At 33.2% G+C, this 15,228-nt stretch carries 14 protein-coding genes; 6 read left to right on the forward strand and 8 right to left on the reverse strand.

What is annotated here, in order from left to right; genetic code table 11:
- Window position 1: 1 nt before the first annotated feature.
- A complete protein-coding gene (locus tag QYS47_RS10815) occupies window positions 2–1,036 on the forward strand; it encodes a PorP/SprF family type IX secretion system membrane protein (RefSeq protein WP_308356576.1) in 1,035 nt (344 codons plus the stop codon).
- On the opposite strand, the gene QYS47_RS10820 is transcribed toward QYS47_RS10815, so the two are convergent.
- The 4 genes from QYS47_RS10820 to QYS47_RS10835 form a co-directional block, all read right to left on the reverse strand.
- Complete coding sequence (locus tag QYS47_RS10820; protein ID WP_308356575.1) at window positions 1,033–1,566, reverse strand: hypothetical protein; 534 nt, start codon at window positions 1,564–1,566, stop codon at window positions 1,033–1,035. The genes QYS47_RS10815 and QYS47_RS10820 overlap by 4 nt on opposite strands.
- Window positions 1,567–1,569: 3 nt before the next feature.
- Complete coding sequence (locus tag QYS47_RS10825; protein ID WP_302124951.1) at window positions 1,570–1,950, reverse strand: DUF1987 domain-containing protein; 381 nt, start codon at window positions 1,948–1,950, stop codon at window positions 1,570–1,572.
- A 10-nt stretch (window positions 1,951–1,960) separates the two neighbouring features.
- Window positions 1,961–2,503 (reverse strand): SiaB family protein kinase, encoded by a 543-nt coding sequence (locus QYS47_RS10830; RefSeq protein ID WP_322346082.1) that lies wholly within the window; start codon window positions 2,501–2,503, stop codon window positions 1,961–1,963.
- 102 nt (window positions 2,504–2,605) lie between these two features.
- Window positions 2,606–4,108, reverse strand: coding sequence for a peptide MFS transporter (locus tag QYS47_RS10835; protein WP_308356573.1), 1,503 nt, complete (start codon window positions 4,106–4,108; stop codon window positions 2,606–2,608).
- 224 nt (window positions 4,109–4,332) lie between these two features.
- On the opposite strand from QYS47_RS10835, the gene pckA reads away from it, so the two are divergent.
- Both pckA and QYS47_RS10845 read left to right on the forward strand, forming a co-directional pair.
- Window positions 4,333–5,955, forward strand: a complete 1,623-nt coding sequence (gene pckA, locus QYS47_RS10840; RefSeq protein WP_308356572.1) for a phosphoenolpyruvate carboxykinase (ATP) — start codon at window positions 4,333–4,335, stop codon at window positions 5,953–5,955.
- Between the two features lie 130 nt (window positions 5,956–6,085).
- Entirely contained in the window at window positions 6,086–6,742 is a 657-nt protein-coding gene (locus QYS47_RS10845; RefSeq protein WP_322346085.1) for a peptidoglycan DD-metalloendopeptidase family protein, read from the forward strand.
- Between the two features lie 5 nt (window positions 6,743–6,747).
- On the opposite strand, the gene QYS47_RS10850 is transcribed toward QYS47_RS10845, so the two are convergent.
- Window positions 6,748–6,921 carry a hypothetical protein gene (locus tag QYS47_RS10850; RefSeq protein WP_302124947.1) on the reverse strand — a complete coding sequence of 58 codons (174 nt, stop codon included), beginning with the start codon at window positions 6,919–6,921 and terminating at the stop codon, window positions 6,748–6,750.
- 558 nt (window positions 6,922–7,479) lie between these two features.
- Here QYS47_RS10850 and QYS47_RS10855 point away from each other — a divergent pair.
- The gene (locus QYS47_RS10855) at window positions 7,480–8,055 is read left to right on the forward strand and encodes a hypothetical protein (protein WP_302124946.1); all 576 of its coding nucleotides are present in this window, start codon (window positions 7,480–7,482) and stop codon (window positions 8,053–8,055) included.
- Window positions 8,056–8,111: 56 nt separating this feature from the next.
- On the opposite strand, the gene QYS47_RS10860 is transcribed toward QYS47_RS10855, so the two are convergent.
- Window positions 8,112–8,921 (reverse strand): SDR family NAD(P)-dependent oxidoreductase, encoded by an 810-nt coding sequence (locus tag QYS47_RS10860; protein ID WP_302124945.1) that lies wholly within the window; start codon window positions 8,919–8,921, stop codon window positions 8,112–8,114.
- A gap of 111 nt (window positions 8,922–9,032) precedes the next feature.
- Window positions 9,033–10,319 (reverse strand): NupC/NupG family nucleoside CNT transporter, encoded by a 1,287-nt coding sequence (locus QYS47_RS10865; RefSeq protein ID WP_322346087.1) that lies wholly within the window; start codon window positions 10,317–10,319, stop codon window positions 9,033–9,035.
- A 128-nt stretch (window positions 10,320–10,447) separates the two neighbouring features.
- Between QYS47_RS10865 and QYS47_RS10870 the strand changes: the two genes are divergently transcribed.
- Window positions 10,448–11,143 (forward strand): 16S rRNA (uracil(1498)-N(3))-methyltransferase, encoded by a 696-nt coding sequence (locus QYS47_RS10870; protein ID WP_302124944.1) that lies wholly within the window; start codon window positions 10,448–10,450, stop codon window positions 11,141–11,143.
- On the opposite strand, the gene QYS47_RS10875 is transcribed toward QYS47_RS10870, so the two are convergent.
- Entirely contained in the window at window positions 11,144–12,454 is a 1,311-nt protein-coding gene (locus QYS47_RS10875) for a sensor histidine kinase (RefSeq protein WP_322346089.1), read from the reverse strand.
- Window positions 12,455–12,682: 228 nt separating this feature from the next.
- Here QYS47_RS10875 and QYS47_RS10880 point away from each other — a divergent pair, with 228 nt between their 5' ends.
- Window positions 12,683–15,136: a zinc-dependent metalloprotease gene (locus QYS47_RS10880; protein WP_322346091.1), complete on the forward strand. Its 2,454-nt coding sequence runs from the start codon at window positions 12,683–12,685 to the stop codon at window positions 15,134–15,136.
- Window positions 15,137–15,228 lie beyond the last annotated feature (92 nt).

Genomic DNA, 15,228 nt, shown 5'->3' on the forward strand with positions numbered 1-15,228 from the left:
AATGCTTAAAACTAGAAATTTACATATCATACAATATACTGCAATTGTTTTAATGGTTGCGATATTGCTTAATCCTTATCAGGTTAAAGCGCAGGATTTTCAATTTTCGCAATATCATGAATCACCCTTATATTTAAATCCTGCATTTACAGGTTTGGGTAAAATGCACAGAATCACATTAAACTCACGTGTTCAATGGCCTAGTTTACCAAAAGCATACGTTACCAATGCTTTAGCCTACGATTACAATATGGACTATCTAAGCAGTGGATTTGGCTTAATGCTAACACGAGATGTTGCAGGATCTGGAAACTTAGGTAATACAAATGCAAGCTTTTTATATTCCTATAGAATTGGCATTGCTGATAAGTTAGTTTTAAGTACTGGCCTACAATTTGCTTATAACTTCACAGGGTTAAATCAAAATGGCTTAACTTTAGGAGATCAATTATTGGATAATAGAGGCATATCATTTGATTCCGAATTGTCTAATATTCAAAACATTCAATATTTTGATTTTGCTGGTGGAGTGCTTTTGTATGGCAAATCCTTATGGGCTGGTTTGGCGCTACATCATTTAACGCAACCTGAAATCTCCTTAATAGGAGATTCAAATCCATTAAGAATGAAAATTAGTGCCCATGGAGGAATTAGAATCCCTTTATATAGAGGATCAACAAAGTTAGAGTACCTGTCGAGTATTGCTCCTTCATTTGTTTATAAAAGGCAAGGCATAAATGATCAGCTTGATCTGGGAATAAATTGGCATTACGATCCTATTTCAGCAGGGCTTTGGTACAGAGGAGTACCACTTGGTAAAACTACTCCTAATGAAAGTTTATACGATAGAGATGCTCTTATATTTAAATTTGGATTGCTTTTCCCTGATTTTCAAGTGGGATATAGTTATGATTTCACCATATCAGATTTAGGAGGTGCTTCAGGTGGGGCGCATGAGATTTCTATAATTTTTGATTTCGAAGCTAAGTTGGCAAAGAAAAGGAAAAAACAGTTTTTACCTTGCCCAACCTTTTAAATATTATTTCTCTGCTTTAATGCTCTCCTCATCATATAGCGTTCAACAATTACATCAATTGGCTTTAATAGAACAGCAATTCCCAATTTAAATAGAAAACCTATTTGGGGATTACCTACCTTTTGCTCCACAATTGGTTCTAAAAACCCTTCAGATAAAACAAATAATAGAATTGCAATTAAAAGTACTATGGATGATGCTTTTCTACCTACTTTGGCTTTAACTAACTGATCTATTGTATCCTGTAATAATTGATTATTTACTTTAAGGTCATCATTAATCTTGTTGATCTCATCAGACTGCTTTTTAAGCTTCTCATTAGCTTCATTAAGCTTAGAATGTAATCGGTCGCTAACCGATGTTAAAAGTTTTGCCTCTCCTATTAAGCGATCATACTTTTCACATAGAAGCTTATAGTTTTCCTTTACCTTCTCAGTAGGAATATTATCATCCTCTGCTAAAGCACGAACCTCATTCAGAAAATCAACTTCTGTCTGAAATACATCTGATTGGGTAAAGTTTTTTGACATATATTAAGCTTTAATCTCGACCATTTTAAAGGGCACCTTAATTATCTGTTTAAAGTCCTCTCCAGATTCTTCCATATCCTCATCTTCTTCTTCGTAATACCAATCAATGGCTATATCTTTTCCAGCTTCTTTAATTTTTTCTAATTTTCTAAAGATCTCTACTAAGCACTTAGATGAACTTGTATTGAAGTATTCCAATTTAACTTCAAAATTAGTAGAATCAAGCGGATTTTGAACATAATTATCTAACCAATCGAGCAACGGTCTATAAAACTCGATAGAATTCTCAGGAATAGATCTTCCCGATATTAAAAATGTATCCGCATCGGGATTAAAGTCAAGTTTTGGGGTTTTGGGTGTAGCCTCTAAAAAATATGCATCCATAGTTTTTTCCTTAATGTTTAATGTTTACTTGTAAACTAAAATAAGAATAATCATTATTGATGGATTGAAAACCATATTCTAAGGGTTGACCAGATTTTCTCACCATATCCATTATACCAAGGCCAGCCCTTCCTTTATCAGAAAAGACTCCTTCATCCAATCTATTACGATATTTTTCCCTCAATTCATCGTTCGAGAGCTGATTAATTTCCTGAATACGTTTTTTAAGGGGATCTGAAATAGATTGCTGGATGTAATTTCCAGATGTAATTTCATAAGTGGTAGGTCCTTTTACTACCATAATTAATATCTCATGGAATTTTTCATCTGCATTTTTTAATTCTCCCTCATTATGATAAATGTTTTGAAGTACCTCTACTAAAATATTAAAAACCTTCTTTTTAGTGCGTGAATTATACTCAACCATTGCCAATTTATTTTCAGCCAAGGTTAATAAGTTATTAGTTAGGCTATCAGTAATATTTCCCTGATAGGCTAACAATAACTCCTCACTCTCTTTAAGATTTTTAAATTTATTTAAGGTATCTAACATTTTTTACCGACAGGGCAATAAAGAATCAAAAAATCATTCATCGGTCAAATTACAATTATTTTCTTAAAAAATATAATGATTATATGATTTGCTTACATAATATCAATGTACGTTTCCTGTTAATTTTCTAATTAAAGGAGTTAAGATTAAAGCGACTATTCCTGCCCCTACAATAAAGATAGTAATAAACTGGAATATGTCTGGTAATAAGCTTGGGTTCTCAGCAATTGCATTTTGGTCAAATTCACCTGCTACTAATCCTGCAATCAAATTACCAAATGCTACGGACATAAACCAAGCCCCCATCATTTGACCAACCAATCTTTTCGGAGCCAATTTAGTTACAGCACTTAAACCTACAGGACTTAAGAATAACTCCCCAGTAGTATGTAAGAAATAAGTAATTAATAACCATGTTGGTAATACAGTATCAGAAGAAATTACCAAAGTGGCAGCTAAAATCATTACTCCGAATCCTAGCCCAAGAAATATTAATCCAAAAGCAAATTTCAAAGGAATACTTGGGTTTAAATTTCTTTTTGCTAATTGGATCCAGAACCAACCAAAAACCGGAGAAAGAATGATGATAAACATTGGATTTACACTTTGTAAGAATGAAGCTGGCATCTCCCAACCACCAATCATTCTATCCGTGTAACGCTCCGCAAATAAATTTAATGAGGATCCTGCCTGTTCAAAACCTGACCAGAATACTGCAGAAAATAGTAATAAAAGGGCAATAGCTCCAATTTTCTTCTTCTCATCTTGGTTAAGACCGCTAAAAAGAAATATAGCCACAAAGAACAATACTAATGCAGCCGCCACTACAAAAGAGGATATATTTGCGACACTAACAACATCAATATTAATTATTCCAAAAGTAGTAGCTAAAACCAATGCGATTAAGCCAATTAAAAATGTCCAAATTCCTAATTTTACTTTTCTTCTAAAACCAATCTGTTTTGTATCGGCCGGATCATATCCTTCTGGTTGAGCTCCAATATCACCTAAATATTTCGAAGAAGCCCTATACTGAATTACACCTAATAACATTCCAACACCTGCAGCTCCAAAACCAAGATGCCAGTTAATGCTTTCACCTAAGTAACCAGTGATCAAAGGAGCAATAACAGCACCTAAATTAATACCCATGTAAAATATAGAAAAACCAGCATCTCTTCTGGCTGGTTCATTGTCTTTATATAATCCTCCTACAATACTACTTATATTAGGTTTTAGTAATCCTGTTCCGATAACGATTAAAATCAAACCTATAAAAAAGAACTCATCTGTTGGGACTGCCATCGCAAAGTGTCCACATGCGATGATGATTCCCCCATACCAAACTGCTTTTTGAAGTCCGAAAAATCTATCTGCTAACCAACCACCTGGTAAGGCTAATAAGTAAACGAACATGGTATATAAACCATAAATAGCAGTTGCAGATTTATCATCTAGTCCGAGTCCTCCCGTTTCAATTGAGGCAACCATAAATAGAACCAAAAGGGCACGCATACCATAATAACTGAAGCGTTCCCAAAACTCAGTAAAGAATAAGGTTGCCAATCCTCTAGGGTGGCCGAAAAATGTTTTTTCAGAATTCATATTACCTATAGATTATCTTTATTTTAAAAATTCGAATGCTAAATCTAACACGGCATCTTCATTAAAACAAATTGGCAGTCAAAATCGGCTTTAAAATTACTAGAAAGTGTATTTTTTACACTATCTAAACATTTGTAAATGATTAAAAAATTACTTTTTATGCTTATTAAAATCTTTAACTTTGCCAGCCAAACCATGTTATATCTAGCAAAAACATAAAAATAATGAAGGAATTTGGATTAAAATCCTCTAAATCCGGCTTAGAGGATTTGGGTTTAAAAAATGTTGCTGAAGCGTATTGGAATCTTAGCCCTGCAGAATTAACAGAGCATGCTTTGGCTAATGGCGAAGGTGTACTTACAGATACTGGTGCTTTAATGTGTGATACCGGTAAATTTACGGGGCGATCTCCAAAGGATAAATTCATCGTGAAAGATGATAAAACAAAGGATAAAGTTTGGTGGGGAGACATCAACATTCCATTTGATGAAGATAAATTTGATGCACTTCATGAGAAAATGCTCAAGTTCCTTGAAGACAAAAAAGTGTATGTGAGAGACGCTTATGCAGGAGCGGATAAAACTTACAGACTTAACTTAAGAGTTGTAAATACTCAAGCATGGCATAATTTATTTTGCTACAATATGTTCTTAAGACCAGAAAAATACAAACTGGAAACTTTCGAGCCTACATTTACAATCATTAATGCACCAGAATTTGAAGCTGATCCAGAGGTTGATGGAACTCGTCAGAAAAACTTTGCAATCGTTAACTTTAGTAAAAACATCATATTAATTGGTGGGACTGGTTACGCTGGTGAAATGAAAAAAGGTATTTTCTCTGTACTTAACTTCACTTTACCAACTGAACACAATGTATTATCTATGCATTGCTCAGCTAATATGAGTGAAAAAGCTGATGGCGATACTGCTATTTTCTTCGGACTATCTGGAACAGGTAAAACTACATTATCAGCTGATGAAAACAGAGGTTTAATCGGTGATGATGAGCACGGTTGGACTGATAATGGTGTCTTCAACTTTGAAGGAGGTTGTTATGCTAAAACCATCGATTTAACCGAAGAAAAAGAGCCTCAGATTTACAAGGCTATAAAATTCGGTGCCATTGTTGAGAATACTCGTTTCTTTCCAGGAACAAGAACTGTAGATTACGAAAATACAGAAGTAACTCAAAATACAAGGACTGCATATCCTATTCACCATATTGAAAATGCAGTTAATCCATCAATCGGAGGTAAACCAAATAATATTTTCTTCCTTACTTGTGATGCATATGGTGTTTTACCTCCAATTTCTAAATTGACCAAAGGCCAGGCGATGTATCACTTCATTTCAGGTTATACTGCTAAAGTAGCAGGAACTGAAGCAGGTGTGACTGAGCCACAAACAGTTTTTAGTGCGTGTTTTGGTGCTCCTTTCTTACCACTTCACCCAACTCAGTATGCTGAGATGTTAGGAAAGAAAATGGATGAGCAGGACGTAACTGTGTGGTTAGTAAACACAGGTTGGTCTGGAGGTCCTTACGGAGTAGGTTCTAGAATGAAATTAAAATACACTAGAGCAATGATTACTGCTGCATTAAACGGTGGGTTAGATGAAGTTGGTTACAGAAATCATTCTGTATTTGGATGCGCTATCCCTGCTACTTGTCCTGATGTTCCTTCTGAGGTATTAAGCCCTAGGGAAACTTGGAAAAATGACAAAGGCTATTACCAAATGGCTAATAAACTAGCAGAAGAATTTAATGCTAATTTCAAAAAATTTGAAGAATTCGCTAATGATGAAATCATGGCGGGTGCTCCAAAGCCAAATTTATCTAAAGTATAAAATAAACTTTTTCAGTTAAGTTAAGTACACTGCCGTAAGATTAAGTTCTTGCGGCAGTTTTGTTTATAACAAATACTGATAACGCTACTTTTAAAATTACTTTAAAATCAATTGAACTCTTATTTTAAGTATGAATATTAATCAAGAAGATGTATTCCCGATTATGGGTAAGTGGCTAAATAAAAGCAACAGTGAATTATTAGATTTCTCTGATCGTAATAAAGACCTTCTTCGATTTGATTTAAAATCAACCAAAGATTTTGATCAATATGTATTTGATTATTTAAAAATGAAAGAAAAGCAATATGGACATGGTGGTTATTTAGAAAATAGAACCATTTACCAAAGAAGTGCTCATTTTCAAAAAGGAGAATCAAGATGCATGCATTTAGGAGTTGATGTTTGGTGTGAAGCTCATCATCCACTATATGCGCCTACTGAAGCTATAATTCATAGCTTTGCCAATAATAACAACTTTGGTGACTATGGACCTACAATTATATTAGAACATAATATCAATCACATTCAATTCTATACATTATATGGACATCTAAGTTTAAAAAGTATAGGAAATATTAAAGAAGGGCAGCTTATAAAGAAAGGCGAAAAATTCTGCGAAGTAGGGCCTTATCCTGAAAATGGCGACTGGCCACCCCATTTGCATTTTCAATTAATTACTGACATGAAAGACAAATTAGGAGACTTCCCAGGTGTTTGTGCTCCTTCTGAATTAAACGAGTTTAAAAGAATTTGCCTAGATCCAAATTTTATGATTTTAAAAGAATAGAGATATCAATCTGATGACTGAATCCAAATATGATAATCAGTATCCCATATAACATTAGCCGAAGCATTTTCAGCTTTCATTACAAATATTGCTGGGTTTTTAGCGGGAACTGATTTTGAACCCGCTATATCACCATTGCTACTAGTATAAAATTGGTCCAGTTGAGCATTTCTATTCACCTTTCAAATATCCATCCAATCATAATCAGCTCCTCCATTTCCAAACTCTATTCCAGCTCCTAACACATACTGTTTAACTTTAGTTGATTGCAAATGAGCAATTGATGTAGTTAGAAAGAATAAAAAAGTATAAGGAACCGAGAAATATCATCAATAATATTTTGTTTTGATCTATTTTTTATCGCTGAAACAATACTTTTCTAGTTTTTTATAAAAATATTTGATTTATTATTTTGATAAATATAACAGCAATAAATCTATATATTATCTTAATGTTAATAACCATATAAGATATTCAACTTTTGAATATGAATATTATCAAATAATGAAAAAATATTCGAGAAGAAGATTAATAGCGTACACAATCCATCTTTTCAAAATATTATTCTGTCAATATTTACTTAAAGCATTTGAAAACAAACATATTTTGGTTAAAATCTTAGACATTACCTTACATTACAATTAAAACTCTTAATATTTATATCACACTACAAGTGATTGTATTTTAAAAATTTGCTCACACCTTTGCATCGTCAAACACAAACAAACAACACGACAATGAAAAAATTATTAGTATCTGCCTTAATCTTATGTGCATCAGTTGTTGCAACTGCAAACAACAAAGTTGTTCCTACTAAAAAATTAAAGGTTACAAGTAATGTAGAAGTGAAAAAAGCAACTTTAACATACTTACCAACTTCTAATGAAAAAGTATTAGTAAAAATTATTAACGAAAGAGGCGAGGTAGTTTACAAAGAAACTATCAATGAAACTAAAACATTTGTAAGACCTTACGACTTCAGTCAATTAAGCAGTGATAAATTTATCATTCTAGTAAAAGAAGGTAAAGAAGTTTATAAAGAAGTAATTGATTTAAATGATGAATTGACATCCAATTTTGACTTAGTGGCTTCGACTAAAGAAATTAACGAAAATACTTTTGAAGTAAAAGTATTACAAAGCCAAAAGCAGGATGTAAACATTGTGATAAGAGATCAAAACGGTAGAGTTTTATATTCATCTAATATAGAAGATAGAGCTAGCTTTATTCAACAATTTGAGTTAACTCAAAAATATGGAGAAGTTACTTTAGAAGTATCAAACAAAAGAAATTCAAAGACAATAGTACTTTAAATTCATAGAGTATATTTAGTTTAGGTTAGGGAAAAGCTTGCAAATACAAGCTTTTTTTATTTGTTCACCATACCGCTCATTTGCTTAACAATGAATTTTACTGCACCGGCTGGGCTTAATCTGTAAAATAGATCAAGAAAACGAGCATCACTCCCAACCATTACTCTAAATTTTTTCTTCTCAATTGCTTTTAACATTATTGAAGCTGCTTTTTCAGAAGACAACATTTTCGGTGCTTTCCCCTGCCCTGCTTGATCAGTATTCTTCATTTCAACACCTGAATTCTTAGTAATATTTGTGTTGATAGCTCCTGGGTGAATTACGGTTACTCCCACATTAGTTTCCTTTAATTCAGCATACAAACCCTCAGTTAATAATTTAACTGCTGCTTTAGAAGCTCCATAAAAAGTTTGGCCTGGAAATGGAATAAAGCCCCCCATACTTGAAACATTAGCTATATGAGCCTCAGGTCGTTTAAGCAAATGAGGTAGAAAGGCTTTTGTCATATAAAGCGTACCATAAAAATTAATATTCATGATACGCTCAATCCTATCGTAATCTAATTCATTTACATCAATAAAAGGCTGAATAATTCCTGCGTTATTAATTACGCCATCAACATTACCAAAATGCTTGATAACTTCATCAGGAAAACTTTCAACTTGTTCTCGATCGGATATGTTAAGGTTACGAGTATAGAGATTACTGGCTTTTTCTTTTGCCAATTCTTTGGTTTCTGCTAACGCTTCATCATGAATATCTACAGTGGCTACCTTAGCTCCTTTATTCAGTAACTGCAAGACTAATTCTCGACCCATACCACTGCCGCCACCTGTTACTACGATTACTTTATTCTCGAACTTCATAATCTTTAATTATCATTAAACGCATATTAATATATACGCTATAATTAATTAAAAGACTGTGAGATTACAGAATTTAATGGTAAAAAGAAGAAATGATATTCAATGATGAAATTATTCAACTAATGCTCCTGCAATAGTAGCAGTCATCATACATGCAATCGTGGCTGCTAACAATGCTCTCATACCCAACTTAGATAAATTACCCTGTTGATTTGGGGCCATCCCCCCTATTCCACCTACCTGAATAGCGATAGAGCTAAAGTTTGAGAATCCACAAAGCGCATAGGTTGCTATGATAATAGATTTATTACTTAAAATGTTTTGAGTCTTCATGTCTGCTAAACCAAGATAAGCTACAAACTCATTAATAGCTGTCTTTTGACCTAATAAACTACCTACAGCCAGCGTATCATTCCATTCTACCCCCATAGCAAAAGCAAATAATCTAAAAATTTGACCTAAGATATATTCTAAACTAAAACTATCGAAAGTTCCATCAGTAGAGCTTGCCACTAATGCATTTAAACCTGTCCACTCTCCTATTAAATTACCTAGGAAATAATTGATAGCAGCAATAACCGCTATAAAGGCTAATAACATTCCACCAATGTTTAAGGCAAGCTTTAAGCCTTCCGCAGCCCCATTAGATAAGGCATCAATTAAATTTACACCCAATTTATCTTGACTGACATGCAAGGTATCATCAATATCATCTGGATTTGTCTCAGGTATAAGTATTTTAGAAATCACAATTGCAGCGGGAGCATTCATTATGGAAGCACTTAATAAGTAAGAAGCAAAACGTGCTTTCTCTACCGGATCATCACCTCCTAAAAAGGCAACATATCCAGCTAAAACACCACCTGCGATAGTCGCCATTCCCCCAGTCATTAAACACATTAATTCAGAGCGAGTCATATTGGGAACAAAAGGTCTAACTAATAATGGGGCTTCAGTCTGACCTAAAAATATATTCCCGGCAGCTGACAAACTCTCAGCACCAGACAATCGCATGGTTCGAGACATTACCCAAGCAATACCATAAACCAATTTTTGAAGAATTCCTAAATAATAAAGACCAGCCGTAACAGTGGAGAAGAAAATAACCGTTGGAAGCACTTGGAATGCAAAAATAAAACCCAAAGAATCACCTGCTAAGTCACCAAACAGGAATCTGGCACCATCCCCAGAGAAGCTTAAAAATACCACAAAGGCCTCAGAAACCTTTTTGAACATTAATTCAACAAATTCAACCTTAGTAATTAATAAACCGAAGATGATTTGAAGTAATAAGCCAGTACCCACTAAACGCCAATCAATTTTCTTCTTGTTTACTGAAAATAGCCAAGCAAAACCAACTAAAACCAATAAACCAATAAGACCTCTGAGATAATCCATATAAATTTTTAAAGCAGCGACAAAATTAAAGGAATGTCTCTAATTAAAAAATCTGAATCATATCAATTAGCCAAAATATTGAGTAGAATAAATAAATGGTAGTTCATACAAAATAATTAATTTTGGGTATGCAGTTATTCTACCAGCCTCATTTACCAGAAATTAAGCATTTAGATCTTGATGAATCTAAGCATTGTATAAAAGTTCTACGAATGAAGTCAGGCGATGAAATTAATCTCATTGATGGAAAAGGTACATTTTACAAAGCTAAAATTACAAATGAGAATCATAAACAGTGTGAATTTGAAATAATTAGCACTGAAAAGGAGGCTGATTTCAATTTTCATAGGCACATTGCTATCGCTCCTACTAAAAATATTGACCGCATTGAATGGTTAGTTGAAAAAGCCACTGAATTTGGCATTGATGAAATCAGCTTTTTTCAAAGCTTTCATTCAGAGAGAAAAGTAATTAAAATTGACCGCTTGGAAAAGAAAGTTATAAGTGCCATGAAGCAATCAATAAAAGCGAAAAAGCCGATTATAAATCAGATTGATTCCTTACAGAATATTATTTCAAATGCTAAAGAAGCTAATAAATTTATAGCCTATGTAGATTTTCAAAATACTACATATTTAAAGAATGAATTAAAAAATAATCTAGATTCAATTATTCTAATTGGCCCTGAAGGTGATTTTACTGAAGAAGAAGTAGAGTTATCTGAAAAAAAAGGCTTTAAAAAAGTTAGCTTAGGCAAAAGCAGATTAAGAACTGAAACTGCTGCCTTAGCTGCGGTCCACTTAATGAATCTAATTGCAGAATGATTAAAAATTAGATTCAGAAGAAAGCATATTTGGTAATTTTAATGTAATTGTAGTTCCTTTATCAATCTGTGATTTTATTTCAAATTCACCATCAAGCTTTGTAAGCATATTTTTAACAATGTAAAGACCTAATCCCGAGCCTTCTTTGCTATCTTCACCTCTATAAAACATGTCAAATACTTTTTCCAATTGATTGTTGGGGATCCCAATTCCATTATCGATTATTTCAATCTTAAAATATTTATTCTCATGGCTCACTTTTATTTTAACAGTTGATTTACTTTTGTTAGGGTCAGAATATTTAATTGCATTTGATATCAGATTATTTAGGATAACTTCTAGTCTCGCGTTATCCGAGAATACAATTGAACCAGCTTTTATATCTTTTATAAAGTCAATTTTTTCCATCCCATCTATGTAATTATTATTTTCAATAATATCATCCACAAAATCCTCTATTTCTATTGACTCTACTTTAATTTCAGTTCTTGCATTTCTTGAAATCTCAATTACCTCTTTTATGAAATTTGTTAAACGTTCTATTCGATTTTCTATCCTAATAAAATAGTCCATTACGTGCTCATCCTTTACTTCATATTTTGCCAGGTTTATTAAACCTAAAATTGATGACAAAGGAGCTTTTAAATCATGTGAAGCACTATATACAAAATGATCTAATTCATTATTAGCTAATTCCAATTCATTATTTTTCTGTTTTAATTCCAGTAATGTTTCTTGTCTCTTTTTATCAATTAGCGTATTGATTACATCAATATTGTACATACTAAACACCATTCCAAAAACTGAGATGAACATATTTACATAAAAAGAACTCGGTTCTGATTTGCCTTCAGTCCAGTTTAATTCACCAAATGGCTGATAGGCGGTTAATTCTAAAATTAACAAAAGGGATACCACGTAAATCATGGAATAGTATTTATACCGTCTTTCCTCATTTTTAAAGATGAGGAAAATAACAGCTATTATGGGGAAGAAAATAAGATAAAGACCAATAGTCTTGGGAATTACGGAAGCATAACAAAAAATAAACGCTGGCCCTAAAACTATAAAGATGAATTTTGCTAGCAGATTTCTTCCACTTTCATTTATCAAAAAAGTAGCTATGAAAATAAATACAATTATTAAATCTAGCCCTACAGCAACAAAATTTAAAAACCAAATGTCATTAATTATTTGAATTGCAGCTGCAATAATTGCTATAATGGAAAACTGAGAAAGCAAAATATTAGGTTTTTGCTCAAGCTCTTTTTCAATTCGCGACCACTTATTCGGATTTAAAAATCTAAACACCAATTTTAAATTTCAGTTAACAATTTAAAATATTAAAATAATATGGTTTTTCATCTACAATTAAAGATTTACAAAGAATCAATTCGATGAAACAAACCTTTTACCAATTAAATAAAAGGATTTCTACTTTTGAAAATGTTGAGATAACTTTAATCAATGAAATTATTTTCAATTGAAAAAGAGTTACAGTATCAATTAAAACTAACTATTAAACTATACTTTTAACATATGAAGCAATTACTATTTGTACTTAGCATCAGCATGCTATTTTCCTACCAAACTGCAAATGCACAGCTTTTTGGTAAGAAGAAAAAAGCATCTGAAACAAAAAAAACTGAAAAGCCAAAAGGTGAATTCAAAAATTATGCTGATATCATCAAAGCAGGGGTTAAATCGGATGATGGACTTTTTACCGTTCACCAAAAAGATGGTAAATTATATTACGAAATCCCTTTCGATAAATTAGAAAAGGATCTATTACTAGTAAGCAGAATAGTTAAATTACCTGATAATTTTGGTGGTGGTTATATTAATGCCGGTTCAAAGGTAAATGAACAAGTCGTTAGGTGGTACAAGCGTGATAAAAATATTGACCTTAAAGTAATCAGCTTTACCAATGAAAGTGACGAAGAAAGTCCAATATCAAAGTCTGTGGAAGCCAATAATTTCTTTCCTATTTTATTTAGCACTGAGATTGAAGCTATAAATCCCGACTCTACTGCTTATTTGGTCGATGTAAGTAAATTATACACTGACGAAGTTAGCGCTATTAATGCAATGTCTGATGGCTTAAGAAAAAGGTATAAAGTTAAAAGATTAGATAAAAATCGCTCTTACATAGAATCAGCTAATGCTTACCCTCAGAATATTGAAGTAAAACACTTAATGACCTATGATGCGGGGAATCCACCAGAAAGAGATCAGGCAGGAACTATAAGTATGCTACTCAACCAATCAATGATTTTACTTCCTGAAGATAAAATGAAACCTCGTTTAGCTGATGACAGAGTAGGTTGGTTTACCTTAGAAAAATATGATTACAATTCTGATGAATTAAAGTCAGACCGCTATGAATTAATAAGAAGATGGAGGTTAGTTCCTAAGGATATAGAAGCCTATAAAAGAGGTGAGTTGGTTGAACCGGTTAAGCCGATAGTATATTATTTAGATCCAGCTACTCCAGAAAAATGGAGACCTTACTTTATTCAAGGAATTGAAGATTGGAATGTAGCTTTTGAAGCGGCAGGATTTAAAAATGCAATCATTGCAAAAGAAGCCCCTAGTCCGGAAGAAGATCCTGATTTTAGTCCTGAAGACGTTCGATATTCAGTAGTTCGTTATGTAGCTAGTACAACACGTAATGCTGTAGGACCATCAGTAACGGATCCAAGAACAGGTGAGATTATTGAAAGTGATATCATCTGGTATCATAACCATTTAAGATCATACAGAAACAGGTTTATGATCGAAGCAGGAGCACAAACTGAAGCAGCCAGAACACTTCAAACTCCTGAAGAAGAAATTGGTGAAATGATGCGTATGGTGATTGCACATGAGGTAGGACATGCTATCGGTTTACCACACAATATGAAAGCAAGTTCAGCCTACCCTACCGACTCTTTAAGATCAGCAACTTTCACTCAAAAATATGGCCTCACTCCTTCTATTATGGATTATGCCCGAGTGAATTATGTAGCTCAGCCTGAAGATGAAGGCGTAAGATACATCAGAATGATGGGACCTTATGATAAGTATGCTATTAATTGGGGTTATCGCTATTTAGCAGATGCTGAAACCAAAGAAGATGAAAAGGCTACACTTGATGAATGGATTCTTGAAAAGGCTGGAAATCCATGGTATGAGTTTGGAAGCGGATATGGAGTAGCTGACCCAAGAGCTAATAGAGAGAGTTTGGGTGATGATCATGTTAAAGCCAGTGAATATGGCTTAGCCAATTTGAAGAAGGTAGTTCCAAACTTAGTTGAATGGACTTCTGAAGATGGAAAAGGATATGAAGAGCTTGCAGAAGTCTACAGAGAATTAGGTTATATGTGGTGGGGTTATAATCGCCATGTAATTGCCAATGTAGGTGGTGTTTATGAAACCAGAAAAACGTCAAATCAGGAAGGCGTAGTTTATGAGCATGTTCCTGCTGATATTCAACGTAATGCCGTTGCTTTCTTGAATGAACATACTTTCACTAATCATGAGTGGTTATTGAATAAAGATATACTCCAAAGAATAGAAGATGATGGAGCGATTGAGAGAGTAAAAGCCTTGCAAGTAAGAGCATTAAGCAGTCTTTTAGATGAAGATAGAATCCTTAGAATGATTGAAAATGAAAGCTTAAATGGAAATCAAGCTTATTCTGCTCTTGAAATGTTAGAAGATGTTAGAAGAGGAATATTCTCAGAATTATATAGAAGTCAATCAGTAGATGCCTACAGAAGAAATATCCAGAGAACTTATATTGATTTAGCGGCTGAAAAAATTGCTGAATTGGATGCAGAAAAGAATCAAGATAGTGATATCATCATTTCTGATATCATTCCATTAATGCGTGCTGAACTAAATCAACTAAAAACGGATATAAGCAGCAGAAGATATAGAACATCAGATCGAATGAGCAGAATTCATTATGATGATTTATTAGCAAGAATTGACAAAACATTTGCGGAGTAATTTATTTAAGCTTTTCCAAAACTCAAACTTTGGAAAAGCTTACTTCCTTTCCCTTTTAAGCCACTTAAAAATTCCTTTAATTTGCATCAAAA

Source organism: Marivirga arenosa (assembly GCF_030503875.2).
In the GTDB taxonomy this organism is placed as follows: domain Bacteria; phylum Bacteroidota; class Bacteroidia; order Cytophagales; family Cyclobacteriaceae; genus Marivirga; species Marivirga arenosa.

What these genes read in the sequence shown, in the direction of transcription:
- QYS47_RS10815 (WP_308356576.1), top strand. Translation starts at nt 2, where the DNA reads ATGCTTAAAACTAGAAATTTACATATCATACAATATACTGCAATTGTT.
- QYS47_RS10820 (WP_308356575.1), bottom strand. Translation starts at nt 1,566, where the DNA reads ATGTCAAAAAACTTTACCCAATCAGATGTATTTCAGACAGAAGTTGAT.
- QYS47_RS10825 (WP_302124951.1), bottom strand. Translation starts at nt 1,950, where the DNA reads ATGGATGCATATTTTTTAGAGGCTACACCCAAAACCCCAAAACTTGAC.
- QYS47_RS10830 (WP_322346082.1), bottom strand. Translation starts at nt 2,503, where the DNA reads ATGTTAGATACCTTAAATAAATTTAAAAATCTTAAAGAGAGTGAGGAG.
- QYS47_RS10835 (WP_308356573.1), bottom strand. Translation starts at nt 4,108, where the DNA reads ATGAATTCTGAAAAAACATTTTTCGGCCACCCTAGAGGATTGGCAACC.
- pckA (WP_308356572.1), top strand. Translation starts at nt 4,333, where the DNA reads ATGAAGGAATTTGGATTAAAATCCTCTAAATCCGGCTTAGAGGATTTG.
- QYS47_RS10845 (WP_322346085.1), top strand. Translation starts at nt 6,086, where the DNA reads ATGAATATTAATCAAGAAGATGTATTCCCGATTATGGGTAAGTGGCTA.
- QYS47_RS10855 (WP_302124946.1), top strand. Translation starts at nt 7,480, where the DNA reads ATGAAAAAATTATTAGTATCTGCCTTAATCTTATGTGCATCAGTTGTT.
- QYS47_RS10860 (WP_302124945.1), bottom strand. Translation starts at nt 8,921, where the DNA reads ATGAAGTTCGAGAATAAAGTAATCGTAGTAACAGGTGGCGGCAGTGGT.
- QYS47_RS10865 (WP_322346087.1), bottom strand. Translation starts at nt 10,319, where the DNA reads ATGGATTATCTCAGAGGTCTTATTGGTTTATTGGTTTTAGTTGGTTTT.
- QYS47_RS10870 (WP_302124944.1), top strand. Translation starts at nt 10,448, where the DNA reads ATGCAGTTATTCTACCAGCCTCATTTACCAGAAATTAAGCATTTAGAT.
- QYS47_RS10880 (WP_322346091.1), top strand. Translation starts at nt 12,683, where the DNA reads ATGAAGCAATTACTATTTGTACTTAGCATCAGCATGCTATTTTCCTAC.